The organism is Streptomyces sp. DSM 40868, from assembly GCF_011820545.1.
In the GTDB taxonomy this organism is placed as follows: domain Bacteria; phylum Actinomycetota; class Actinomycetes; order Streptomycetales; family Streptomycetaceae; genus Streptomyces; species Streptomyces eurythermus.
This window is the reverse complement of sequence record NZ_CP050504.1, coordinates 7,015,708-7,038,868: the sequence shown is the minus strand read 5'-3', so window position 1 is coordinate 7,038,868 and position 23,161 is coordinate 7,015,708. Positions and strand designations below refer to the sequence as shown.

General features: G+C 72.8%; 19 protein-coding genes and 1 pseudogene. 4 read left to right on the top strand and 16 right to left on the bottom strand.

The window, feature by feature from the left end; translation table 11 throughout:
• Positions 1 to 131: 131 nt before the first annotated feature.
• The 4 genes from HB370_RS31865 to HB370_RS31850 all read right to left on the bottom strand — a co-directional run bounded on the left by HB370_RS31865 (position 132) and on the right by HB370_RS31850 (position 5,070).
• Positions 132 to 647, bottom strand: a complete 516-nt coding sequence (locus HB370_RS31865) for an O-acetyl-ADP-ribose deacetylase (protein WP_030787631.1) — start codon at positions 645 to 647, stop codon at positions 132 to 134.
• Between the two features lie 45 nt (positions 648 to 692).
• Positions 693 to 2,102 carry an NAD(P)/FAD-dependent oxidoreductase gene (locus tag HB370_RS31860; RefSeq protein ID WP_030787634.1) on the bottom strand — a complete coding sequence of 470 codons (1,410 nt, stop codon included), beginning with the start codon at positions 2,100 to 2,102 and terminating at the stop codon, positions 693 to 695.
• Between the two features lie 97 nt (positions 2,103 to 2,199).
• On the bottom strand, positions 2,200 to 3,045 hold the full coding sequence (locus tag HB370_RS31855; protein ID WP_030787637.1) for an inositol monophosphatase family protein: 846 nt from the start codon (positions 3,043 to 3,045) through the stop codon (positions 2,200 to 2,202).
• Between the two features lie 141 nt (positions 3,046 to 3,186).
• Positions 3,187 to 5,070 carry a gamma-glutamyltransferase gene (locus tag HB370_RS31850; protein WP_030787639.1) on the bottom strand — a complete coding sequence of 628 codons (1,884 nt, stop codon included), beginning with the start codon at positions 5,068 to 5,070 and terminating at the stop codon, positions 3,187 to 3,189.
• Between the two features lie 240 nt (positions 5,071 to 5,310).
• On the opposite strand from HB370_RS31850, the gene HB370_RS31845 reads away from it, so the two are divergent.
• A complete protein-coding gene (locus HB370_RS31845; protein WP_030787641.1) occupies positions 5,311 to 6,375 on the top strand; it encodes a biotin/lipoate A/B protein ligase family protein in 1,065 nt (354 codons plus the stop codon).
• 188 nt (positions 6,376 to 6,563) lie between these two features.
• The gene (locus tag HB370_RS31840) at positions 6,564 to 7,229 is read left to right on the top strand and encodes a hypothetical protein (RefSeq protein WP_030787643.1); all 666 of its coding nucleotides are present in this window, start codon (positions 6,564 to 6,566) and stop codon (positions 7,227 to 7,229) included.
• A 129-nt stretch (positions 7,230 to 7,358) separates the two neighbouring features.
• On the opposite strand, the gene HB370_RS31835 is transcribed toward HB370_RS31840, so the two are convergent.
• The 8 genes and pseudogenes from HB370_RS31835 to HB370_RS31800 all read right to left on the bottom strand — a co-directional run bounded on the left by HB370_RS31835 (position 7,359) and on the right by HB370_RS31800 (position 14,956).
• Positions 7,359 to 7,538, bottom strand: coding sequence for a hypothetical protein (locus tag HB370_RS31835; protein WP_157855626.1), 180 nt, complete (start codon positions 7,536 to 7,538; stop codon positions 7,359 to 7,361).
• Between the two features lie 65 nt (positions 7,539 to 7,603).
• Positions 7,604 to 9,271 carry an NCS1 family nucleobase:cation symporter-1 gene (locus HB370_RS31830; RefSeq protein WP_244405708.1) on the bottom strand — a complete coding sequence of 556 codons (1,668 nt, stop codon included), beginning with the start codon at positions 9,269 to 9,271 and terminating at the stop codon, positions 7,604 to 7,606.
• Positions 9,272 to 9,378: 107 nt separating this feature from the next.
• The gene (locus HB370_RS31825) at positions 9,379 to 10,398 is read right to left on the bottom strand and encodes a TIGR03842 family LLM class F420-dependent oxidoreductase (RefSeq protein WP_030787648.1); all 1,020 of its coding nucleotides are present in this window, start codon (positions 10,396 to 10,398) and stop codon (positions 9,379 to 9,381) included.
• An 11-nt stretch (positions 10,399 to 10,409) separates the two neighbouring features.
• Entirely contained in the window at positions 10,410 to 11,804 is a 1,395-nt protein-coding gene (gene hydA, locus HB370_RS31820) for a dihydropyrimidinase (protein WP_030787651.1), read from the bottom strand.
• A gap of 234 nt (positions 11,805 to 12,038) precedes the next feature.
• Positions 12,039 to 12,338: pseudogene (locus HB370_RS31815) on the bottom strand (PucR family transcriptional regulator ligand-binding domain-containing protein); the annotation flags it as partial.
• Between the two features lie 71 nt (positions 12,339 to 12,409).
• Positions 12,410 to 13,660 (bottom strand): aspartate aminotransferase family protein, encoded by a 1,251-nt coding sequence (locus tag HB370_RS31810; RefSeq protein WP_208974540.1) that lies wholly within the window; start codon positions 13,658 to 13,660, stop codon positions 12,410 to 12,412.
• A 29-nt stretch (positions 13,661 to 13,689) separates the two neighbouring features.
• Positions 13,690 to 14,532 carry a nitrilase-related carbon-nitrogen hydrolase gene (locus tag HB370_RS31805; RefSeq protein ID WP_030787658.1) on the bottom strand — a complete coding sequence of 281 codons (843 nt, stop codon included), beginning with the start codon at positions 14,530 to 14,532 and terminating at the stop codon, positions 13,690 to 13,692.
• A gap of 172 nt (positions 14,533 to 14,704) precedes the next feature.
• The gene (locus HB370_RS31800; protein ID WP_030606007.1) at positions 14,705 to 14,956 is read right to left on the bottom strand and encodes a helix-turn-helix transcriptional regulator; all 252 of its coding nucleotides are present in this window, start codon (positions 14,954 to 14,956) and stop codon (positions 14,705 to 14,707) included.
• Between the two features lie 78 nt (positions 14,957 to 15,034).
• On the opposite strand from HB370_RS31800, the gene map reads away from it, so the two are divergent.
• Both map and HB370_RS31790 read left to right on the top strand, forming a co-directional pair.
• Complete coding sequence (map, locus tag HB370_RS31795) at positions 15,035 to 15,802, top strand: type I methionyl aminopeptidase (protein WP_030787660.1); 768 nt, start codon at positions 15,035 to 15,037, stop codon at positions 15,800 to 15,802.
• 211 nt (positions 15,803 to 16,013) lie between these two features.
• Positions 16,014 to 18,572, top strand: a complete 2,559-nt coding sequence (locus tag HB370_RS31790) for an ATP-dependent Clp protease ATP-binding subunit (RefSeq protein ID WP_030787662.1) — start codon at positions 16,014 to 16,016, stop codon at positions 18,570 to 18,572.
• A 58-nt stretch (positions 18,573 to 18,630) separates the two neighbouring features.
• On the opposite strand, the gene ggt is transcribed toward HB370_RS31790, so the two are convergent.
• From ggt to HB370_RS31770, 4 genes are all read right to left on the bottom strand, one after another.
• Positions 18,631 to 20,433 carry a gamma-glutamyltransferase gene (gene ggt, locus HB370_RS31785; RefSeq protein ID WP_030787664.1) on the bottom strand — a complete coding sequence of 601 codons (1,803 nt, stop codon included), beginning with the start codon at positions 20,431 to 20,433 and terminating at the stop codon, positions 18,631 to 18,633.
• Positions 20,434 to 20,716: 283 nt separating this feature from the next.
• Positions 20,717 to 21,595 (bottom strand): amino acid ABC transporter permease, encoded by an 879-nt coding sequence (locus HB370_RS31780; protein WP_030787666.1) that lies wholly within the window; start codon positions 21,593 to 21,595, stop codon positions 20,717 to 20,719.
• Entirely contained in the window at positions 21,592 to 22,236 is a 645-nt protein-coding gene (locus HB370_RS31775) for an amino acid ABC transporter permease (protein ID WP_030787670.1), read from the bottom strand. The genes HB370_RS31780 and HB370_RS31775 overlap by 4 nt, the downstream gene beginning before the upstream one ends.
• Positions 22,233 to 23,159, bottom strand: coding sequence for a glutamate ABC transporter substrate-binding protein (locus tag HB370_RS31770; RefSeq protein ID WP_030787673.1), 927 nt, complete (start codon positions 23,157 to 23,159; stop codon positions 22,233 to 22,235). The genes HB370_RS31775 and HB370_RS31770 overlap by 4 nt, the downstream gene beginning before the upstream one ends.
• Between the last annotated feature and the right edge of the window lie 2 nt (positions 23,160 to 23,161).

Genomic DNA, 23,161 nt, shown 5'->3' with positions numbered 1-23,161 from the left:
CCCCGGCCCGCCTACCGTTCCGGGCGCGACCCCAACCCGCCTGCCTACCATCCCGCCTGCGGCCCCGGCCCCCCTGCCGCCCGGCACACGGCCCCGGCCCGCCTACCGTTCCGGGCGCGACCCCGGTCCCCCTACCGACCGCTCAGGTGCCGGGCGAACGCCTCGTACGCGGAGGTGTCGAACAGGACGAACCGCACCTCTTCCACGGCGGTCGGGGTGGTGCGTACCGCCTCCACCGCGATGCGGGCCGCGTCCGCCATCGGCCAGCGGTAGACGCCGGTGGAGATGGCGGGGAACGCGACCGTGCGGGCGCCGAGTTCGCCGGCGACGCGCAGGGACTCGCGGTAGCAGGAGGCCAGGAGGTGCGAGCGGTCCTCTGCCGGTGACCAGACGGGACCCACCGTGTGGATGACCCAGCGGGCGTCCAGCTCGCCCGCCGTGGTGGCGACCGCCTGGCCGGTGGGCAGGCCCTTGCCGTACCGGGAGGCGCGCAGCGCGCGGCACTCCGCCAGGATGGCGGGGCCGCCGCGGCGGTGGATCGCGCCGTCCACTCCCCCGCCGCCCAGGAGCGAGGAGTTGGCCGCGTTGACGAGGGCGTCGGCGTGCTGCCGGGTGATGTCGCCCTGGACGAGGGTGATGCTGGTCATGTCGGTCGCACCTTTCCGGGCAACTCCGGCTCGGCCCGCCTCGGTTCAGCTCTGTCTCAGTCTCCGCCAGACCGCCTTGGCCGCGTTGTGGCCCGACATGCCGTGCACCCCGGGTCCCGGCGGTGTGGCCGAGGAACAGAGGAACACGGCCGGGTGCGGGGTGTGGTACGGGAACAGGGACAGCTTGGGACGCAGCAGCAGCTGGAGCCCGGAGGCCGCACCGCAGGCGATGTCCCCGCCGACGTAGTTGGCGTTGCGGGCGGCCATCTCGGCGGGCCCGGCCGTCGCGCGGGCGAGCACCCGGTCGCGGAAGCCGGGGGCGAAGCGCTCCAGCTGGCGTTCCATGGCCTCGGTGAGGTCCCCGGACCAGCCGTTCGGGACATGGCCGTACGCCCAGAAGACATGCTTGCCCTCGGGGGCCCGGGTGGGGTCGACCACGCTCGGCTGCACGGTGATCATGAAGGGCCGCTCGGGGGCCCGCCCCTCGCGGGCGGCGGCGCGCAGGGCGGTGCCGATCTCGGCCTGGCTCGCGCCGATCTGGACGGTGCCGGCGGTGCGGGCCTCCGGCGCGGTCCACGGCACCGGGCCGTCCAGCGCGTAGTCGATCTTGAACACGCTGGGGCCGTAGCGGTAGTTCGCGTAGTAGTCGCCGAGGCCGGCGATGCGGGCGAGCGCGGCGGGCGAGGTGTCGAAGACGTACGCGCGCGCGGGCGGCAGGTCGTCCAGGCGCTTGACCTCGAAGTCGGTGTGCACCGCACCGCCGAGGTCCCGCAGATACGCGGCCAGGGCGTCGGAGATCGCCTGGGAGCCGCCGCGGGCCACCGGCCAGCCGCGGGCGTGCGCGGACAGGGCGAAGACCAGCCCGATGGCGCTGGTGGCGAGGCCGCTCAGCGGTGCCATCACATGGGCGACGAGGCCGGCGAAGAGGGTTTTGAACCGCTCGTCCTTGAAGCGGCGCATCAGCCAGGTGGACGGCGGCAGGCCGGCCAGGCCGAAGCGGGCGAGGGTGACCGGGTCGCGGGGCAGCGCGGTCAGCGGCAGGGACATGAAGTCCTGGACGAGGGTGTCCCAGCGGGCGAGCAGCGGCTCGACCAGTCTGCGGTACGGGCCCGCGTCGCGCGGTCCGAAGGACGCGGCGGTCTCGGCCACCGAGTGGGACAGCACGGCCGCGGTGCCGTCCGGGAACGGGTGGGCCATGGGCAGCGGGGCGTGCAGCCACTCCAGGCCGTACCGCTCGAGCGGGAGGGCGCGGAACGCCGGGGAGTTGACGCCGAGGGGGTGGGCGGCCGAGCACGGGTCGTGCCGGAAGCCGGGCAGCGTCAGCTCCTCCGTGCGGGCGCCGCCGCCCACCGTGGACTTCGCCTCGAACAGGGCCACGGAGAATCCGCGGCGGGCCAGCTCCACCGCGGCGGTCAGTCCGTTCGGCCCCGCACCCACCACGACCGCATCGAGCATCGACGGCACCTTCGGACCCCTTCGTCAGCCGATGGCCATTCGGGATCAGGATATGCCGGGGCACTGACACTCCCCCGGTCCGGGTGGCCCCGGGCGGTCAGGAGGCGGTGCGCAGCACACCGGCCACCCGGCGGGCGGTGGCGGCGTCCCGCGCGGCGGTGAACGGCAGGGCGTTGCCGCCGGTGACGCGGAACGGCTCGCCGGTGAGGGTGAGGTGCGTGCCGCCCGCCTCCTCGACCAGGAGCAGTCCGGCCGCGTGGTCCCAGGCGGCCTCCCAGGAGAACGCGACGGCGTCCAGCTCGCCCCGGGCGATCGCGAGGTACTCCAGACCCGCGGAGCCGCACGCGCGCGGGGCGAGGCCGTCGGTCCACAGGGCGCGCAGCGCGCGCTTCTGCTCGTCGGTGGTGTAGTCCGGGTGGGAGGTGGCGACGACGAGGTCCCGGCCGGGCTCGGGCGGGCCGGCGAACAGCCGCTCGCCGTCGAGGAAGGCGCCCTGGCCGCGGACGGCGATGGCGAACCGGTCGCGCGCGGCGGCGTACGTCCAGGAGGCGACCACGGTGCCGCGGTGGGCGAGTGCCACCAGGGTGCAGAAGCCGTCGTCGCCGTGGACGAACTGACGGGTGCCGTCGACCGGGTCGACGATCCAGACCGGGGTGTCGCCCCGGAGGGCCTCGTAGACCGCCGGGTCGGCGTGCACGGCCTCCTCGCCGACCACCACGGAGCCGGGCAGCAGCGCGCCGAGGTCCTCGGTGAGCCGCAGCTCGGCGAGCCGGTCGGCGTCCGTCACCAGGTCGTGCGGGCCGCTCTTCCGGTCCACCTCGTGGGCGGCGAGGCGGCGGAAGCGGGGCAGGATCTCGGCCGCGGCGGCCTTGCGGACCGCCTCCTCCACGTCGGCCGAGCGGCGGGCGAGAAACTCCTCGATGGTTTCCGTCTCTTCGATCATGCCCCCCATCAGACCACGCCCCACTGACAGCCCCGGCCCGCGGGTGCCCCAGAGGTGGAACCGGCTTGAACAGCGGGGCCCGCGGCGGTGCGCCGGTACGGCGCCGGGCGGGGCAGTAGGTTCCGCGGCCCGGGCAGGGCGTCAGCGGCCGACCGCGTAGCCCTGCATTCCGCGTGGGTTCGCCGCCGCCGAGACGATGCCGGTCTCCGGGTCCCGGGCCACCGCGCACAGGCGGCCCTCGGACCAGGCGGGGCCGACGGTGACGTCATGGCCGCGCCGCCGCAGCTCCTCGATCACACCGGGGTCCGTGCGGGACTCCACGGTCACGCTGCCGGGGCTGCGGCGGCGCGGATGGAAGGAGCCGGGGAAGCTGTCGTTGTGCCAGTTGGGGGCGTCGATGGCGCCCTGGAGGTCGAGTCCGCCGCGGACGGGGGCGCCCAGGGCGGCGGCCAGGAAGAAGTGCAGCTGCCACTGGTCCTGCTGGTCCCCGCCGGGCGTGCCGAACGCCAGGACCGGTACCCCGTCGCGCAGCGCGAGGGAGGGGGTGAGGGTGGTGCGGGGCCGGCGGCCGGGGGTGAGGGTGCCCGGCAGGCCCTCCTCCAGCCAGGTCATCTGCAGCCGGGTGCCGAGCGGGAAGCCGAGTTCGGGGACCACGGGGTTGGACTGGAGCCAGCCCCCGCTGGGCGTGGCCGCGATCATGTTGCCCCAGCGGTCGACGACGTCCAGGTGGCAGGTGTCGCCCCGGGTCGAGCCGTCGGCGGCCACCTGGGCCTCACCGGCGGTATACGCCTCACCGGTGGCCTGGGCCTCTCCGGTGGCCTCCGCGAGGGTGGGCGCGCCGGGCAGCGGGGCGACGGTCGGTTCGCCGGCGCCCATCGGGTCGAAGCCGGGCCGCGCGCCCGCCGGCACGCGCGCGTGCGCCAGTGCGGGCAGCCTGGGGAGCCGTCCGCCGGGGCTGCCGGGACGCAGGTCGTAGGAGGCCTTCGCGCCGATCAGGGCCCGCCGCCCGGCGTTGTAGGCGTCCGACAGCAGGTCGCCGAGCGGCACCTCGGCGGCGTCGCCGTACCAGGCCTCGCGGTCGGCCATGGCGAGCTTGCAGCCCTCGATCAGCAGGTGCACGTAGTCGGCGGAGCCCGGGGCGGGCAGCTCGGGCGGGAGCAGGGCGAGCTGCTGGAGCAGCACCGGCCCCTGGCTCCAGGGGCCGGCCTTGCACACGGTCCAGCCGTTCCAGTCGTACGTCACCGGGGTCTCGTAGTGGGCGGACCAGCCGGCCAGGTCGGCCTCGGTGAGGGTGCCGGTGTGCCGTTCGCCGCTGGTGTCCATGGTGGGGCGCCGGGACTGCCGTACCAGGGCCTCGGCGATGAAGCCGGAGCGCCACACCTCGCGCGCGGCGTCGATCCGTGCCTCCCGGTCGCCCGCGTGCGCGGTCTCGGCCAGCAGCCGCTTCCAGGTGGCGGCGAGCGCCGGGTTGCGCAGCAGCGTGCCGGGGCGGGGCGGCCGGCCGCCGGGCAGGTACACCTCGGCCGACGTCGTCCACTCGGTCTCGAACAGCCGCCGTACGCTCGCCACGGTCGCGCCGACGTTCTCCACGGGCGCGTGTCCGTGCTCGGCGTAGCCGATGGCGTACTTCAGCACGTCGTCCAGGGACTTGGTGCCGTGGTCGCGCAGCAGGAGCAGCCAGGCGTCGAAGGCGCCGGGCACGGCGGCGGCGAGCGGTCCGGTGCCCGGTACGAGGTCCAGTCCGAGGTCCCGGTAGTGGGCCGGGGTGGCGCCGGCCGGGGCCACGCCCTGTCCGCACAGCACGCGCACGGCGCCGCCCGCCGGGGCGAGCAGCATCGGGACCTCGCCGGCCGGCCCGTTCAGGTGCGGTTCCACGACGTGCAGCACGAACGCGCCGGCCACGGCCGCGTCGAAGGCGTTGCCGCCGTCCTCCAGCACCGCCATCGCCGACTGGGAGGCCAGCCAGTGCGTGGAGGAGACCATGCCGAAGGTGCCTTGCAGGGTGGGTCGGGTCGTGAACCGCATCTCTCACCTCGGTGTGCGCGCGTCGGCCGGCTTGCCCCGGAAAGCTGTCGTGACCGGAAGCTGCCCCGCCGCACGTCCGGATACGCGGCCCGGGCACGGTCCGCGCCGGGTCCCTGCACGGTGCCGGCCCCTGCCTGGAGTGATGACACGCCGGGGCGCCGTGGGCGGGGGCGGCGTCCCGGGAACACTCCGGGCGGGCCGGACGTTGATCCCCGGCGACAGGAACGAAAGGCCAAGGCAGTGCACGGTGAGTACAAGGTTCCCGGCGGCAAGCTCGTCGTCGTGGATGTGGACGTCGAGGACGGCGTGCTGCGGCACGTGCGCGTGGCGGGCGACTTCTTCCTGGAGCCGGACGAGGCGCTGGACGCGGTGAACGGCGCCCTGGAGGGCGCCCCCGCGGACACCGACGCGGCGGGGCTGGCCGCGCGCATCGACGCGGCGCTTCCGGCGGGGACGGTGATGTACGGCCTGACCTCGGAAGGCGTGGGCATCGCGGTGCGCCGGGCGCTCGCGCGCGCCACGGACTGGACCGACTACGACTGGCAGCTGATCCACGAGGCCCCGCAGCCGCCGGCCCTGCACATGGCGCTGGACGAGGTGCTGACCGCCGAGGTGGCCGCGGGCCGCCGGCCGCCGACGCTGCGGGTGTGGGAGTGGGGCTCCCCGGCGGTGATCATCGGCAGCTTCCAGTCGCTGCGCAACGAGGTCGACCCTCAGGGCGCCGCCCGGCACGGCGTCGAGGTGGTGCGGCGGATCTCCGGCGGCGGCGCGATGTTCGTCGAGCCCGGCAACACGATCACCTACTCGCTGTCGGTGCCCGAGTCCCTGGTGCAGGGCCTGTCCTTCCAGGACAGCTACGCCTATCTGGACGACTGGGTGCTGGGCGCCCTCGGGGACCTGGGCGTCCGGGCCTGGTACCAGCCGCTGAACGACATCGCCACCGACCAGGGCAAGATCGCGGGCGCGGCGCAGAAGCGGATGGTCGGGCCGGGCGGGGGCCCGGGTGCCGTGCTGCACCACGTGACGATGTCGTACGACATCGACGCCGACAAGATGGTCGAGGTGCTGCGGATCGGGCGGGAGAAGCTGTCCGACAAGGGCACGAAGAGCGCGAAGAAGCGGGTCGACCCGCTGCGCCGGCAGACGGGGCTGCCGCGCGAGGCCGTCATCGAGCGGATGATCGACTCCTTCCGCGCGCGCTACGGCCTGGCCGACGGCAAGATCACGGATGAGGAGCTGGCCCGGGCGGAGGAACTGGCCCGCACGAAGTTCGGCTCCCCGGAGTGGACGGCGCGCGTGCCGTGACTCCGGCCGTCCGAGGGGGCGGAAGCGGGGGCGCATCACGGGCAGACCGGTACGTCATGACCGTGGCCCGTGACCGGGTGGGTACGCAGTGCGTTGGCACTTCCGCGCCACAGACAGTCATGTGACACTGTCGTACCCCGTCCGCCCCGCGGACCCCTCCACCCCTCTCCCCCACGAGAAGTGTGCCCGTGCGTCCCCTGCCCCTGCCGCTCGCCCTCACCGCGCGTCTGTCACCGGTCGCGGTGCTCGCCTGCGCCGGCTGGCTGCTGTCCTCCGGCCCCGCCGCCCCGCCCGCCGCCGGGCACCAGACGGCCCGGACCTCGCCCGCCGGAACCTCCGCGGCCACCCCGTCCGCCACCACGGCGGCACCCACGTACACCACCGCGCCCGCCCCCTGCCCCGCCGTCCCCGCCGCCACCCTGGAGTCCCTGGTGCCCGGCGCGAAGCCGGCCGGCAAGGAGATCCCCTCCACGGACACCAAGCTCCGCCGCACCTGCTCCTGGAACGCGCTACACGGCTACGACTACCGCTGGCTCGACGTGTCGTTCGAGATCGGCGAGTCGGACCAGGAGGCGGAGAAGGAGTACGAGCAGCGGGTCGCGGAGAAGAGCGGCGGCGGGGCCGTGCCGGGGCTCGGCGACACCGCGTACTCCGTCGTCGGCCTCACCACGGAGGACAAGCAGCAGACCCGCGAGGGCGTGGTGCTGGTCCGCGCCGCCAACGCCCTGGTCGTCGTCACCTACAGCGGCAGCGACTTCGAGACCCGCGAGGCGCCGGCCACGGACGAGATCAACAAGGGCGCCATCAAGGCGGCGAAGTCCGCGGTGGCCGCGCTGGGCGCCGGCCGGGGCTGAGCCCGCGGCCGAAGCCCCGCCGGCCGGCGGGCACGCTCCGCGCCTCGCGGACGAACGCGCCGGTGTCGCCGGCCGTCATCGCGTCGGTCATCGCGAGGAGCCCCTCTGCCCCGGCGCGCAGTCCCGGGGTCATCCGGTGGCGCTCGCGCTCCAGCGGCAGCAGCCGGAGCAGCGCGGTGTCGCGGCCGTCGCGCCGTCCTCTCCGGCCGCCTCCGACTCGGCCGGCAGTGACTCCGGTCCGCCGGTCAGCACGTCGAGTTCCGGTCCTCGTATCCCGGTGTGGTTCTCCGGTTCGAGCCGTACGGACACCTGGCGGTGCGGGCGAGCGCGGCGGCGGCGCGGCCGGCCGGCCGGCCGCGGACATGGTCACGGCGTCACTCATGTGCATCCCGTCCGCCGCCATGGTGCCCGCTTCCGTGGTCCGGGAGCCGGGTCCTGACGCGCCCCAGGGGCATCCTGCCGGACAATACCCGGCTACCGGCCGGTTTCCGCCCGTTCCGCCCCGGGCCGGGCGATCGGTCCGCCGCCGGTCGTGGTGGCGCGAGCCGGGTCAGCGCGAGGTACACCACCAGGGAGGTGCCGAGGCCCACCGCCCAGCCGTAGTCGGCGAGCGGGGACAGCGCCGGAATGGGGCGGCCGTCGGTCAGCGGGGTGAAGTCGGCGCCGCCGACGGCGAGGACGCCGCCCGCGAGAAAGGCGAGGACCGCCCGCGGGTTCCAGCCGCCGAGGTACCAGTACCGGCCGCCCGCGCGATAGAGGGCGGCGAGGTCCAGGCGGGTGCGGCGCAGCAGCCAGTAGTCGGCGACGAGGATGCCCGCGACGGTGCCGAGCAGTCCGCCGACCAGGCCGAGCCAGGTGAAGATGTAGCCGCGCGGGTCGGAGTACAGCCTCCACGGCAGGATCAGCACCGCGAGGACGGCGGTGATCAGGGCGCCGGTGCGGAAACTCACCTTGCCGGGCGCCACGTTGGAGAAGTCGAACGCCGGGGAGACCAGGTTGGCGGCGATGTTCACGGACAGTGTGGCGACGAGGACGGTCACGAGCGCGTACAGCAGTCCGGCCGCGTTGTCCGTCTTCGCCGCGAGCCGCACCGGGTCCCAGACCGGCTCGCCGTAGACGGCCTGTGAGCCGGAGGTCACCAGCACGGACAGGAACGCGAACAGGGTCATGGTGGTCGGCAGGCCGAGCGCCTGTCCCCAGTTCTGGGCGCGCTGGCTCTTTCCGTAGCGGGTGAAGTCGGGGATGTTCAGCGACAGCGTGGACCAGAAGCCGATCATGCCCATGAGGGAGGGCCAGAACAGCTTCCAGAAGGCGCCGCCCCAGCCGAGCCGGGACGGCTGGGCGAAGAGCGGGCCGAGTCCGCCGGCCCGGTCGCTCATCCACCACAGCATCACGAACGCGCCGACGAGGACGAAGGGCGCCGCCCAGTTCTCGAAGCGGCGGATGGTCTCCATACCCCGCAGGATGATGGCGACCTGGAGGGCCCAGAAGAGCGCGAAGGACAGCCACATGGTCCAGGCGTGGCCGCCGATGTGCGCGGCGTCCGTCCAGCCGGTGCCGATCAGCTTCCCGGCGAGGAAGTAGATCGCCTCACCGCCGATCCAGGTCTGGATGCCGAACCAGCCGCACGCCACCAACGCCCGTACCACGGCGGGCAGGTTGGCGCCGCGCACGCCGAAGGAGGCGCGGGCGAACACCGGGAAGGGGATGCCGTACTTGGGGCCCGCGTGCCCGGTCAGCAGCATCGGGGCCAGCACGATCAGGTTGGCGAGGGCGATGGTGAACACCGCCTGCCGCCAGTCCATGCCGACCGCGATCAGCCCGGAGGCGAGGGTCCAGGAGGCGGTGTTGTGGGCCATGCCGACCCACAGCGCCGAGAAGGTGTACGTCGTCCAGGTGCGCCGGGCGGCGGGCACCGGGAGCAGGTCGTCGTTGGCGTACGGCCCGCTGGGCGGCGGGGTGCCGGGCGCGAGTTCCACGCGTCCGTCGGGGAGGGTGATCTGGCCGGGTATCGGTACGGCCGTGGGGGCGGTGTCGGTCATGGGCCGGCCTGTCGTCGTCGGGCGGATGAGAGCGGCCGTGCGGGCGCCGGCCCCCAACCCGGGTTGGCGGGGAGGGGTGACCAGGACGGCGAACCAGGCTGCGGCAGCTAGGAGTTGACGGCGGGGATGATGCGGCTGCCGTAGACGTCGATGGTCGTCTCCTGCGCGTCGTGCATGTCGTACACCGCGAACTGGTCGACGCCCAGGGCGCGCAGCGCGGTCAGCTTCTCGATGTGCCGCTCGGCGGGGCCGATGACACAGAACCGGTCCACGATCTCGTCGGGCACGAACGCGGTGTCGGGGTTGCCGCTGCGCCCGTGGTGGGCGTAGTCGTAACCCTGCCGGGCCTTGATGTAGTCGGTGAGTTCCGCGGGCACGTCGGCGGAGCCCTCGCCGTACCGGGAGACGAGGTCGGCGACGTGGTTGCCGACCATGCCGCCGAACCAGCGGCACTGCTCGCGGGCGTGGGCGAGGGCCGCGGGCGAGTCGTCCTCGGTGACATAGGCCGGGGCGGCCACGCAGACCGTCACCTCGGACGGGTCGCGGCCGGCGGCTGCCGCCGCGTCCCTGACCGCCTTCACCATGTACTCGGTCAGATACAGGTCGGCGAGCTGGAGGATGAACCCGTCGGCCTCCTCGCCGGCCATCTTCAGGGCCTTCGGACCGTACGCGGCCATCCAGACGGGGACTTCGGAGCCTTCCTTGATCCACGGAATGCGGATCCGGGCGCCGCCGAGGTCGGCCTCCTCGCCCCGGCCGAGGGCGCGGATGACCTTCATGGCCTCGCTGATCCGGGCCAGGGTGTTGGGTTTGCGCCCGGCGACGCGCATCGCGGAGTCGCCGCGGCCGATGCCGCAGACGGTGCGGTTGCCGAACATGTCGTTGAGGGTGGCGAAGGTCGAGGCGGTGACCTCCCAGGTGCGGGTGCCCGGGTTGGTGACCATCGGGCCCACCGTCAACCGTTCGGTCTGCGCCAGGATCTGGCTGTGGATCACGAACGGTTCCTGCCAGAGCACGGCGGAGTCGAAGGTCCAGCCGTAGCGGAAGCCGTTCTGCTCGGCCCGTCGCATCAGGGCGACGACGCGGGAGGCGGGCGGGTCGGTCTGCAGGACGAGTCCGAAGTCCATGGTCGCCACTCCTAGTTCAGGTACTGACAGGTGGAGCGCGGGGTGAAGACCCCGTGCCCGGCGCGGCCGGTGTACTCCCGCTGGACGATGACGGGTTCGCCGCGCGAGAGGACCGTCTCGACGCGGCCGGTGACCCGCTTGCCCTCGTACGCCGAGTAGTCGACGTTCATGTGGTGGGTCTCGGCGGACATCACCTGTTCGGCGTGCGGGTCGTAGATGACGATGTCCGCGTCGGCGCCCGGGGCGATGGTGCCCTTCTTCGGGTACAGGCCGAACATGCGGGCCGGGGTGGCGCAGGCGATCTCGATCCAGCGGCGGCGCGGGATACGGCCGTCCACGACGGCCTGGTGGAGCAGGTCCATGCGGTTCTCGACGCCCGGAAGACCGTTGGGGATCTTGGAGAAGTCGCCCCGGCCGAGCTCCTTCTGGCCGGTGAAGCAGAAGGGGCAGTGGTCGGTGGAGACCACCTGGAGGTCGTTCGTCCGCAGCGCCCGCCACAGACTCGCCTGGTGTTCGCGGGGGCGCAGCGGGGTGCTGCACACGTACTTCGCGCCCTCGAAGTCCGGCTCGGCGAGGTTGTCGGCGGACAGGAACAGATACTGCGGGCAGGTCTCGCCGAAGACGTTCAGCCCCTCGTCGCGCGCCCTGGCCAGCTCTGCGACCGCCTCCGTCGCCGAGACGTGGACGACGTACAGCGGGGCCCCGGCGACCTGTGCGAGCCGGATCGCGCGATGGGTGGCCTCGGCCTCCAGCAGCGCCTTGCGGACCTCCCCGTGATGGCGGGGGTCGGTCTCGCCCCGGGCCAGCGCCTGCTGGACCAGCACGTCGATGGCGATGCCGTTCTCGGCGTGCATCATGATCAGCCCGCCGTTCTCGGCGGAGCGCTGCATGGCGCGCAGGATCTGACCGTCATCGGAATAGAAGACGCCCGGGTATGCCATGAACTGCTTGAACGAGGTCACTCCCTCTTCGATGAGCAGGTCCATTTCCTTGAGCGTCTCGTCGTTCACATCGGAGACGATCATGTGGAAGGCGTAGTCGATCGCGCAGTTGCCCTCGGCCTTGGCGTGCCAGGCGTCCAGGCCCTCGCGCAGGGTGTGGCCGACGCTCTGCACCGCGAAGTCCACGATGGTGGTCGTACCGCCCCAGGCCGCGGCCCGGGTGCCGGTTTCGAAGGTGTCGGAGGCGTGTGTGCCGCCGAACGGCAGCTCCATGTGGGTGTGCACGTCGACCCCGCCCGGGATGACGTACTTCCCGGTGGCGTCGATCACCCGGTCCGCGGTCCAGCTCTGCGCGTGGGGCGTGGCCAGGGCGGCGATGCGGCCGTCCTCGACGAGGACGTCGGCGTGGATCTCGTCGGACGCGGTGATGACGAGACCGTGGCGGATGACGGTACGGCTGCTCATGCTGCTCCTCGGTCACTCGGCTCGGGTCAGGGCACCGTCAGCGGCTGGTACGCCCCCGGTGCGCGGTCGCGTCGCGATGGGCGGGGTCGGTGACCACGACCGGGCGGCCGGACTGACCGAAGAGGTCCGGTCCCGGCCGGTCCGGCACAAGTTCGCCACCGTCGGCCGCTCGGAGACCGCCTGCACCGGACTCACCGCCCTGATCACCGCCGACGCCTCCCGCTCCGGCGAGGCCCGGCCGAGGCCGAGCACGACGGCGGCGGCCTCCGACCGGTGCGGCGACCGGATGTACCCGGCCTGCCCGGCCTCGTCACCGGCCGGGAGGACACCGGTGGTGAGCACCATCTCGCCGCCGTTGAGCATCACCTCGGCATCGGCGGCCTCGGCGACGTGCACCCGGCGCACCGGCCGGTCCAGCCGGTCGGCGCCGGCCACCACCTCGGGTTCCCCGGCGGACACCCGCTCCAGGGTGAGCACCCGGCGGACGGACAGGGCGGGTTCCCAGCCGTGCCGGGACTCCGAGGCGGTGGTCATGGCCGTACCCCCCGGTTCTCTCGCGCGGGACGGGCTCCTGCGCGGCTCGTCGGTGCAGGCAGCGCGCGCCGTCAGTGCAGGCTCCGGAGCGCGTTCTCCAGGATCGCCGCGCCCTCCTCGGCCTCGGCGACGGTGAGGGACAGCGGCGGGGCGATCCTCAGGGCGCTGCTGTCGTGTCCGCCGCCCTTGCCCAGGAGCAGTCCGCCCTGACGGGCCGCCTCGAGCACGGCGGCGGCGGCCCGCGGGTCGGCCTCGTCCGTGCCCGGCTTGACCAGCTCGATGCCGATCATCAGCCCGCGTCCGCGCACCTCGCGCACCCCGGGCAGCCCGGCGGTGGCCGCCCGGAGCCGTTCGATGAGCAGTCCGCCGACCCGCCGGGCGTTGCCCTGGAGGTCGTGTTCGAGGAGGTAGGTGAGGTTGGCGAGGCCCGCGGCCATGGTGATCTGGGTGCCGCCGAACGTGGAGATGCTGTTCGCGTCCAGGCAGTTCATGATCTCGGCGCGGGCGACGACCCCGCCGATGGACATGCCGTTGCCGATGCCCTTGGCGAAGGTGACGATGTCCGGCGGGCCGCTGCGGGCGTGTGCCTGCCAGCCCCAGAAGTGGTCGCCGGTACGGCCCCAGCCGGTCTGCACCTCGTCGGCGATCCACAGGATGCCCTGGGCGGCGAGGACCTCGCGGAAGGCCGCGAACAGTCCGTCGGGCGGCGAGGTGAACCCGCCGACGCCCTGGACGGGTTCCGCGATCAGCGCGGCCGGGGGCCGGGTGTGCCCGAGGACGTCCTTCAGGTCGGCCACGCAGGCGTCGATGAACGCGCGGTCGTCGAGGTGGGCGAACGGGCCCCGGCTGCGCACGCCGCCGTGCACGTACAGGGTCTGGACCGGGGACAGGGAGGTCGGGGACCAGCCGCGGTTGCCGGTGATGCCGACCGCGGTGAAGGAGCGGCCGTGGTAGCTGTTGCGCATGGCCAGGACGGTGTTGCTGCGCCGGTAGGCGGTGGCGAGCAGCAGGGCGGTGTCGTTGGCCTCGGTGCCGGAGGCGGTGAAGAACACCCGGGCGTTCGGGATGCCGCTCAACCGGGCGATGCGTTCGGCGAGTTCGACCATCGGCCGGTTGAGGTAGAGGGTGGAGGAGTGGACGATCCGGCCGGCCTGCTCGGTGACCGCCTTGGTCACCTCGGGCAGGGCGTGCGCGGTCATCGTGGTGAGGATGCCGCCGAAGAAGTCCAGGTATCTGCGGCCGGTGGAGTCCCACACGTGGCGGCCCTCGCCGTGGGTGATCTCGATCGGGTCGTCGTAGTAGAGGGCGAGCCAGTCGGGCATGACGGCGCGGTGGCGGGAGTAGAGGTCGGTCACGGCCGCACCAGCCCTTCATAGGCGTCGGGGCGGCGGTCGCGGTAGAAGGCCCACTGCCGCCGTACGTCCTCGACGAGCCCGAAGTCCAGGTCGCGCACGAGGAGTTCCTCGCTCTTGTCGCTCGCGACGTCGCCGACGAACTGTCCGCGCGGGTCGACGAAGTACGACGTGCCGTAGAAGTCGTTGTCGCCGTACTCCTCCTGTCCGACCCGGTTGATGGCGGCGACGAAGTACTCGTTGGCGACGGCCGCGGCGGGCTGTTCGAGCTGCCAGAGGTGGGCGGACAGGCCCCGGTGGGTGGCGGACGGGTTGTATACCAACTGGGCGCCGTTCAGCCCCAGTTGGCGCCAGCCCTCCGGGAAGTGGCGGTCGTAGCAGATGTAGACCCCGACCTTGCCCACGGCGGTGTCGAAGACGGGCCAGCCCAGGTTGCCGGGTTTGAAGTAGTACTTCTCCCAGAAGCCCTCGACCTGCGGGATGTGGTGCTTTCGGTACTTGCCGAGGTAGCTGCCGTCGGCGTCGATCACGGCGGCGGTGTTGTAGTAGAAGCCGGACTGCTCGACCTCGAAGACCGGGACGACGAGCACCATGCCGGTCTCGCGGGCGAGGTCCCGCATGCGGCGCACGGTGGGGCCGTCCGGCACGGGTTCGGCCCAGCGGTAGTGTTCCGGCTCCTGGACCTGGCAGAAGTAGGGGGCGTTGAAGACCTCCTGGAAGCCGATGATCCGCGCGCCCCTGCGGGCCGCCTCGCGGGCGTGCTCCTCGTGTTTCGCCACCATGGTCCCGGTGTCACCGGTCCAGGTGGCCTGGACCAAGGCGGCGCGGACGACGTTGGCCATGAGCTGCTCCTTCGACACGACGTCAGAGCCTCTACGCCCGTAGAGCAGGCGGTAGAGGGACGAACGTAAGCCTCCGGGCGGCCCTTGCCAAGACCATCGTCGTCAAAGCACGGAGTCGATCACGTTTCACACTCCGGTGGCGGAGCCGGTCACCGGGGGGTGGACGGGCGGCTCAGACGGGCACCAGGGCGCACCGCGCCACCAGCTCGTCCATGGACAGGCCGAGGGCCTCCGCGAGCGCGGCCACGGTGAAGAACGCCGGGGTCGGCGCCCGCCCCGTCTCGATCTTGCGGAGCGTCTCGGCGGACACGCCCGCCGCGGCGGCGACGTCCGCCATGCTCCGGTCGCCGCGCGCCTCGCGCAGCAGCCGCCCGAGCCGCTCACCGCGGTCGCGCTCTTCGGGAGTGAGAGGGGTACGCACCATGCCCCCATTCTGCCCCCGGTCGCCCCTTTTCCCGCCCGCCGGGCGTCACCCAATTAAAATACCGGTATAGTAATTGGCATGGTGGAACTGAAGACCGAGAAGTCGATCGACGCGATGCACGCGGCCGGCCAGGTGGTCGCCCGCGCCCTGACGGCCGCGCGGGAGGCCGCGCGCGTCGGCGTCACACTGCTGGAGCTGGACGAGGTGGCCCGGGAGGTGCTGCGCGACGCGGGCGCGACCTCGCCGTTCCTCGGCTACCGCCCCTCCTTCGCCCCGACCCCCTTCCCCGCCGTGATCTGCGCCTCGGTGAACGACGCGATCGTGCACGGCATCCCGACGGACTACCGGCTCCGCGACGGCGACCTGCTCTCCGTCGACTGCGGCGCCGAGCTGGACGGCTGGGCGAGCGACTCGGCGATCAGCTTCGTGGTGGGAAGCCCCCGCCCGGCGGACCTGCGGCTGATCGAGACCGCCGAGCGGGCGCTGGCCGCGGGCATCGCGGCGGCCGTCGTGGGCAACCGCATCGGGGACATCGCGCACGCCGTCGGCCGGGCCTGCCGCACGGCCGGCTACGGCATCCCGCAGGGCTTCGGCGGCCATGGCGTCGGCCGTCGTATGCACGAGGACCCCGAGGTCCCGAACGAGGGCCGCCCGGGCCGCGGCCTGCCGCTCCGGGCCGGCATGGTCCTCGCCATCGAGCCCATGCTGATCGCGAGCGGCAAGGACGGCTACCACGAGGCCCCCGACGGCTGGACCCTGCGCACCGACGACGGCTCCCGCGCGGCCCACGTCGAGCACACGGTGGCCATCACGGAGTCGGGCCCCCGCATCCTCACGGCACGGTAGGCGCCCCGAAGGGGCGCGGGGCGGTATCGGCAGTGCGGCTCCGCCGCGTGGGTTGCGAGCGACCACGACGCCCCCCGCAGCCGCCGAAACGCAGGAACCACCCCCTCGTAGGCGAACATGCCCACCCCAACGGATCGTGTCATCGTGGGCATGAGCGGCTCCCACCCGGTTACCCGGCGGAGCCAGTCGTCAGCGAAGGAAACGCAACGCCATGACCAACGGCTACCCTCCTGACCCCTTCGGTGATTTCCTGGCCCGCTTCTTCAGCGGAGCCGGCGGCGGCGCGCCACGCCACATCGACATCGGCCGCCTGCTCAGCCAGCCGGCCCGGGAGCTGGTCAGAGGAGCCGCGCAGTACGCCGCCGAGCACGGCAGCCGGGATCTGGACACCCAGCACCTGCTGCGCGCGGCCGTGTCGGCGGAGCCCACCCGGAGCCTGCTGAGCCGGGCGGGCGCGGACCCGGACTCGCTCGCCTCGGAGATCGACGACCGGGCGGGTCCGGTACAGCACCCGCCGGGCGAGGGCCCGCCGCCGACCTCGCTGTCCCTCACCCCGGCCGTCAAGCGGGCCCTGCTGGACGCCCACGACATGGCGCGGGCCAGCGGCGCCGGGTACATCGGCCCGGAGCACGTGCTCAGCGCGCTGGCCTCGAACCCGGACTCGGCGGCCGGGCACATCCTGCACGCGGCCCGGTTCCAGCCGCGCTCCATGCCGCCGGAGGTCCCGGAGAGCACACAGCCCCGCCCGGAGCGGCAGCGGCCCACCGGCACGCCCACCCTGGACAAGTACGGCCGTGATCTGACCGAGCTGGCCCGGCAGGGCCGGATCGACCCGGTGATCGGCCGGGACAGCGAGATCGAGCAGACCATCGAGGTGCTGTCCCGGCGCGGCAAGAACAACCCGGTGCTGATCGGTGACGCGGGCGTCGGCAAGACGGCGATCGTCGAGGGGCTGGCGGAGCGCATCGCCGACGGGGACGTGCCGGACGTGCTGGCCGGGCGCCGGGTGATCGCCCTGGACCTGACCGGGGTGGTGGCCGGCACCCGCTACCGGGGCGACTTCGAGGAGCGCCTGAACAACATCGTGGAGGAGATCCGCGCCCACTCCGGCCGGCTGATCGTCTTCATCGACGAACTGCACACCGTCGTCGGCGCCGGTTCCGGCGGCGACGGCGGCGGGATGGACGCCGGGAACATCCTCAAGCCCGCCCTCGCCCGGGGCGAGCTGCACATCGTGGGCGCGACCACGCTGGAGGAGTTCCGCCGGATCGAGAAGGACGCGGCGCTGGCCCGCCGGTTCCAGCCGATCCTGGTGCCGGAGCCGACGGTGGAGGACACGATCGGCATCCTGCGCGGGCTGCGCGACCGGTACGAGGCCCACCACCAGGTCCGCTACACCGACGAGGCGCTGGTGGCCGCCGTGGAGCTGTCGGACCGGTACCTCACCGACCGGCGGCTGCCGGACAAGGCGATCGACCTGATCGACCAGGCCGGCGCCCGGGTCCGGCTCGGCGCCGGCACGAAGGGCACGGACGTACGCGCCATGGAGCGCGAGGTGGAACAGCTGGCCCGGGACAAGGACCAGGCGGTCGCGGACGAGGACTACGAGCAGGCCAAGCAGTTGCGCGACCGGATCACCGAGCTGACCCGGCGGATCGCGGCGGCCAGCGAGGACGGGAAGGCCGACGAGGGGCAGCTGGAGGTGACGGCGGAGGCCATCGCCGAGGTGGTGTCCCGGCAGACCGGCATCCCGGTGAGCCGGCTGACCGAGGAGGAGAAGGAGCGGCTGCTCGGCCTGGAGGAGCACCTGCACCAGCGGGTGGTCGGCCAGGAGGAGGCGGTCGCCGTGGTCTCGGAGGCGGTGCTGCGCTCCCGCGCCGGGCTCGCCAGCCCCAACCGGCCGATCGGCAGCTTCCTCTTCCTCGGCCCGACCGGCGTCGGCAAGACCGAGCTGGCCCGGGCGCTGGCGGAGGCCCTGTTCGGCAGCGAGGACCGGATGGTCCGGCTCGACATGAGCGAGTACCAGGAGCGGCACACCGTCTCCCGGCTGGTGGGCGCCCCGCCCGGCTACGTCGGCCACGAGGAGGCCGGGCAGCTCACCGAGGTGGTGCGCCGGCACCCGTACTCGCTGCTCCTGCTGGACGAGGTGGAGAAGGCGCACCCGGACGTCTTCAACATCCTGCTCCAGGTCCTGGACGACGGCCGGCTCACCGACTCGCAGGGCCGGACGGTGGACTTCAGCAACACGGTCATCGTGATGACCAGCAACCTGGGCTCCGAGGCGATCACCCGGCGCGGGGCCGGGATCGGATTCGGACCCGGTGGCACGGAGGCCGACGAGGAGGCACGGCGGGAACGGATCCTGCGGCCGCTGCGGGAGCACTTCCGGCCGGAGTTCCTCAACCGGATCGACGAGATCGTGGTCTTCCGGCAGCTCACGAACGACCAGCTGCGGCGGATCACCGACCTGCTGCTGGAGAGCACCCGGCGGCTGCTGGAGGGGCAGGGCGTGTCGGTGGAGTTCACAAGCGCGGCCGTGGACTGGCTGGCCGAGCGCGGCTACCAGCCCGAGTACGGCGCCCGGCCGCTGCGCCGCACCATCCAGCGCGAGGTGGACAACCAGCTGTCCCGGCTGCTGCTGAACGGCACGGTCTCCGAGGGCGGCCGGGTCACGGTGGACGTCAGGGACGGGCGGCTGGACTTCCGCACCGATCGGGCGGCCCCGCCCGCCCCGGACCCGCAGGACCGGCCGCCCGCCCCGGAGTTGTGACCCAGCCGGCCGCCGGGGTCGTGACGCACGGGTCCGGCGGCCGGAGGACTCCGGAGGACTACCGCGCCGGGCGCACCACCATCGCCGAGCCGCCGCCGCGCCGTACCTTCTCGGCGGCGGCCAGCCACCTGCCGTCCGGCAGGCGCTGCACGCCGGTGGCGGCGCCGATCTCGGGGGTGGTGCTGAACGAGTGCCCGATGGCCTCCAGACGGCGCCTCAGCTCGCTGTCGTACAGCCCCGGTTCCAGCTCGGTCCTCGCCGTGTTGCGCTGGCTGGCGCGCGGTGCGGCGATCGCGTCGACCAGTGGCAGCCGCCGGTCGAGGAATCCGGTCAGGGTCTGCAGCACGGTGGTGATGATGGTCGCGCCGCCCGGGGAACCGACCGCCACGACGGGCCGGCCCTGGCGGTCGAGCACGATCGTCGGGGCGACCGAGGAGCGCGGACGCTTGCCCGGGCCGGGCAGGTTGGGGTCGTGGACGGCCGGGTTGGCGGGGGCGAAGGAGAAGTCGGTCAGCTCGTTGTTGAGCAGGAAACCCCGGCCGGGGACGGTGATGCCGCTGCCGCCGGTCTGCTCGATGGTGAGCGTGTAGGCGACGACGTTGCCCCACTTGTCGGCCACGGTCAGATGGGTGGTGTTCTCGCCCTCGTACGTCGTCGGGGCCGCGGTGCCGCCCTTGCCGCAGGGCGCGGGCCGGCGCGGGTCGCCGGGGGCGAGCGGGCTGGCGAGGACGGCGTCGTCCTTGATGAGGCAGGCGCGCGAGTCGGCGTACCGCTGGGACAGCAGCCCCCGGGTCGGTACGTCCTCGAAGGCCGGGTCGCCGACCCAGCGCCCGCGGTCGGCGAAGGCGACGCGGCTCGCCTCGATGAGGCGGTGCAGGTACCGGACCTGGTCCGCCTTCGACAGGTCGGTCCGCTCCAGGATGTTGAGGGCCTCGCCGACGGTGGTGCCGCCGGAGGAGGAGGGGGCGATGGAGTAGACGTCCAGGCCGCGGTAGGAGGCCCTGGTCGGGGCCTGGAGCTTGGCCCGGTAGACCGCGAAGTCCTTCTCGGCGAGTTTGCCGGGGCGGGCGTTCCAGCCGGAGGCGGGGTCCACGGGCGGGTGTTCGACGGTCTTGACGATGTCGTCGCCTATGTCCCCGCGGTAGACGGCGGACGTGCCCTCGCGGCCCAGCTGCTCGTAGGTGCGGGCCAGTTCGGGGTTCTTCAGGGTGGAGCCGACGACGGGGAGCCGGCCACCCGGCAGGAACAGCTTCACGGTGTCGGGGAAGTAGCGGAACCGGGTCTCGTTGGCCGCGGTCTGCGCCCGGAAGGTGCCGTCCACCGTGAAGCCGTCGCGGGCTATTCGCTCGGCCGGTTTCAGGACCGTACGCAGGTTCTCGCTGCCCCACTCCTCCAGGGCCTTCTGCCAGGTGGCGGGGGTGCCCGGGGTGCCGACGCTCAGCCCGCTGGTGACGGCCTGGTCGAAGGGGAGCGGTTTGCCGTTCTCGGTGAACAGGCCGGAGTCCGCGGCGAGCGGCGCGGTCTCGCGGCCGTCGATGCTGTGGACCGTGCGGGTCTTCGCGTCGTAGTAGACGAAGTAGCCGCCCCCTCCGATGCCGGAGGAGTAGGGCTCGGTGACGCCGAGCGCGGCGGCCGTGGCGACGGCCGCGTCCACCGCGTTGCCGCCGCGCCTGAGGATCTCGATGCCGGCGGCGGAGGCGTCCGCGTCGACGCTGGCGACGGCTCCGCCGTAACCGACCGCCACGGGTGTCTTGGTGGCCGTCTCGCTCGCCTGCGCGGCGGGCGGCGCCGCCGCACCCACCGACACCATGGCGGCCGAGACCGCCAGAACCGCCAGTTTCCGCTTGTCTGGGCGACCCATGCGTACCTCCCGTCGGGACAGTCCGCGCAGCGTAACCAGAACGGTGCTGTACCGACAGTACGCCGGGGTGCCCCGCCCCACCATGCCGGAAGTCGAACACGCGTACGGCACGGGCGCGGTCGGGCCGGTGGCGGATGTCACACCGCCGAGCACAACCCGTCCGGCGCGCAGCTGACCTTCTCCCCGCTGCGGGGACGACCCGTCACAGGTGTCCGTCCCGCTCCGCGAGCAGTGATCTCCGGCTGCCGCCGGACGAGCCTGGCCCGTTGAACTGCCGCCCCCCTCAGGGTTTCGGGGCCATGGGGGGCTCCCCACCGGGCAGCAGCGCCCCAGGGCCGGCCGGGGCGTGAGCCACCGCCTCGGTCTTGGGGCTGCGCTGCTCACGGCGGGACACCCAGCCGGCGAACCACGAGAGCAGCATGCACATCCCGATGTAGATCGGCGAGATCACCATCACTACGGGGATGAACGGCAAATCGTAGTCGAGGTTGGAGGCGATGAGTTTCCCGGCATGGAGAAACTCCTCGTAGGTGATGAGGAAGCCGAGGGAGGTGTCCTTCAGCGCGACCACCAACTGGCTGATGATGGCGGGCAGCATGGCGCGCACCGCCTGCGGCACGAGGACGTGCGTCATGACCTGCGTCTTGCGCATGCCGAGCGCGAACGCGGCCTCCCGCTGTCCGCGTTCGACGGCGTGCACGCCGGAGCGGAAGACCTCGGCGAGGACCGAGCCGTTGTAGAGGGTGAGCCCGGCGACCAGCGCGGGCAGCGGCTGCACCTTCAGCGCCACGAAGATGAAGAAGATCATCACCAGCACGGGCATGGCCCGGAAGAACTCCACGACGAGCGTGGCGAGCACGCGCACCGGCCGGTGGTCCGACAGCCGGCCGGTGGCCAGCACCCCGCCGAGGGCCAGGGAGAGGACGGCCGCGATCGCGAACGCCTTCAGGGTGTTGCCGAGGCCGCGCAGCAACAGCAGCTGGATGCCCTGGTACTCGAAGGGCAGCCACTTGGTGGCGGTGAACTGGCCGGTGTGGAACAGCAGGTAGAGGACCCAGGCGAGCAGCGCGAGGAGGACGGTGGTGGACAGGACGCCGTAGAGGGCGTGGCGCCGCCGGGTGCGGGGGCCCGGGACGTCGTAGAGCGCGGGGGCGGCGGTCATCGGGCGACTCCCCACCTGCGCTCCAGCGCGTGGAACACGGCGCTGATGGCGAGCGTGATGATCAGGTAGCCGACGGCGATCCAGACGAACGTCCAGATGATGTTGTAGCCGAGTTCGTTGAGCGTCTTGTAGGTGCCGAGCAGTTCGGTCACGCTGAAGGCGCCCGCGATCGCGGAGTTCTTGGCGAGCGCGATGAGGGTGGAGCCGACGGGCGGGATCACGGACCGGAACGCCTGGGGCAGCACGACCAGGGACAGGGTCTGCCCGAAGGTCATGCCGAGGCTGCGGGCCGCCTCGCCCTGTCCCCTCGGCACGGTGTTGATGCCGGAGCGCAGCGCCTCGCAGATGAAGGCGGAGGTGTAGCAACCGAGGGCGAGGACCGCAAACACCTCGAAGGGCAGGACGAGTCCGAACCGGGGCAGTCCGAGCAGCACCGCGAAGAACAGCAGGGTGAGCGGGGTGTTGCGCAGCACGGTGACCCACGCGGTGCCGAAGATCCGCAGGGAGCCGACGGGCGCCACCCGGAAGGACGCCATCAGGAAGCCCAGTACGAGGGCCAGCAGGGAAGCGTAGACGGTCAGTTCGAGGGTGCCGAGGAAACCGGCGCCGTAGGCCGAGAAGTTGTCTGTCAGTACGTTCATGCCGTCCTCGCTCGGCCCGCCGGGTAGCGGTCGATGGCGGGCGGGTGGGGTGCGGGCACGCCGGACAGGCCGAGCGTGGCGTCGTACGCCTTCTTCCAGTCGCCGTTCTTCTCGCGGGCCGCGAGGGCGTCGTCGAGGGCGAGGCGCAGGGCGTTGTCGCCGTGCGGGACGCCGATGCCGTAGGGCTCCTTGGAGAACGGCTTCCCGGCGAGCTTGAGTTCTTCCGGGACCTTGGCCGCGTAGCCGATGAGGATGGCGTCGTCGGTGGTGACCGCGTCGACCTGGTAGGTGAGGAGGTTGTCCACGCAGACGGAGTAGGTGTCGTAGGCGACCAGGACCGCTTTCGGGTAGTCGGCCTTGACGCGCTGGTACGGCGTGGAGCCGGCGGCCGAGCAGACGCGTTTGCCGGCGAGGTCCTGGGGGCCGTGGATGGTGTTCTCGTCCTTGCGGACCAGCAGCGACTGGCCGGCCATGTAGTAGGGACCGGCGAAGCCCACGAGTTTCTTGCGGTTGGGGTTGATGGTGTAGGTGCCCACGTAGTAGTCGATCTGGCCGTTCTGGAGGGCGGTCTCGCGGTTGGCGGAGGCGATGGTGCGGAACCGGATGCTCTTCGGTGCGAGGCCCAGCGAGGCGGACATCATCCTGGCGATCTCGATGTCGAAGCCGGAGTAGGTGCCGGTGGCCGGGTCCTTCTCGCCGAGGTAGGGCTGGTCCTCCTTGACGCCGACGACGAAGTGGCCGCGCCGTTTGGCCCGGGTCCAGGTCCGGGAGGCGGGCAGGCGGACGTCCCGGGCCACCTGGTAGTGCGGGAGTTTTCCGGCGGCCGGTCCCTTGCCGGGCGGGCTGCCCTCCTTGCCGCAGGCGGCGGCCAGCAGCACGAACAGCGCGCACAGGGCGCGGAGCACACGGGTGGTACGGCACATGG

Excerpts from the sequence above, each read along its gene's own strand:
- HB370_RS31865 (WP_030787631.1), bottom strand. The coding sequence starts at position 647 with ATGACCAGCATCACCCTCGTCCAGGGCGACATCACCCGGCAGCACGCC.
- HB370_RS31860 (WP_030787634.1), bottom strand. The coding sequence starts at position 2,102 with ATGCTCGATGCGGTCGTGGTGGGTGCGGGGCCGAACGGACTGACCGCC.
- HB370_RS31855 (WP_030787637.1), bottom strand. The coding sequence starts at position 3,045 with ATGATCGAAGAGACGGAAACCATCGAGGAGTTTCTCGCCCGCCGCTCG.
- HB370_RS31850 (WP_030787639.1), bottom strand. The coding sequence starts at position 5,070 with ATGCGGTTCACGACCCGACCCACCCTGCAAGGCACCTTCGGCATGGTC.
- HB370_RS31830 (WP_244405708.1), bottom strand. The coding sequence starts at position 9,271 with ATGACCGACACCGCCCCCACGGCCGTACCGATACCCGGCCAGATCACC.
- HB370_RS31825 (WP_030787648.1), bottom strand. The coding sequence starts at position 10,398 with ATGGACTTCGGACTCGTCCTGCAGACCGACCCGCCCGCCTCCCGCGTC.
- hydA (WP_030787651.1), bottom strand. The coding sequence starts at position 11,804 with ATGAGCAGCCGTACCGTCATCCGCCACGGTCTCGTCATCACCGCGTCC.
- HB370_RS31810 (WP_208974540.1), bottom strand. The coding sequence starts at position 13,660 with ATGCCCGACTGGCTCGCCCTCTACTACGACGACCCGATCGAGATCACC.
- HB370_RS31805 (WP_030787658.1), bottom strand. The coding sequence starts at position 14,532 with ATGGCCAACGTCGTCCGCGCCGCCTTGGTCCAGGCCACCTGGACCGGT.
- HB370_RS31800 (WP_030606007.1), bottom strand. The coding sequence starts at position 14,956 with ATGGTGCGTACCCCTCTCACTCCCGAAGAGCGCGACCGCGGTGAGCGG.
- map (WP_030787660.1), top strand. The coding sequence starts at position 15,035 with ATGGTGGAACTGAAGACCGAGAAGTCGATCGACGCGATGCACGCGGCC.
- HB370_RS31790 (WP_030787662.1), top strand. The coding sequence starts at position 16,014 with ATGACCAACGGCTACCCTCCTGACCCCTTCGGTGATTTCCTGGCCCGC.
- ggt (WP_030787664.1), bottom strand. The coding sequence starts at position 20,433 with ATGGGTCGCCCAGACAAGCGGAAACTGGCGGTTCTGGCGGTCTCGGCC.
- HB370_RS31780 (WP_030787666.1), bottom strand. The coding sequence starts at position 21,595 with ATGACCGCCGCCCCCGCGCTCTACGACGTCCCGGGCCCCCGCACCCGG.
- HB370_RS31775 (WP_030787670.1), bottom strand. The coding sequence starts at position 22,236 with ATGAACGTACTGACAGACAACTTCTCGGCCTACGGCGCCGGTTTCCTC.
- HB370_RS31770 (WP_030787673.1), bottom strand. The coding sequence starts at position 23,159 with ATGTGCCGTACCACCCGTGTGCTCCGCGCCCTGTGCGCGCTGTTCGTG.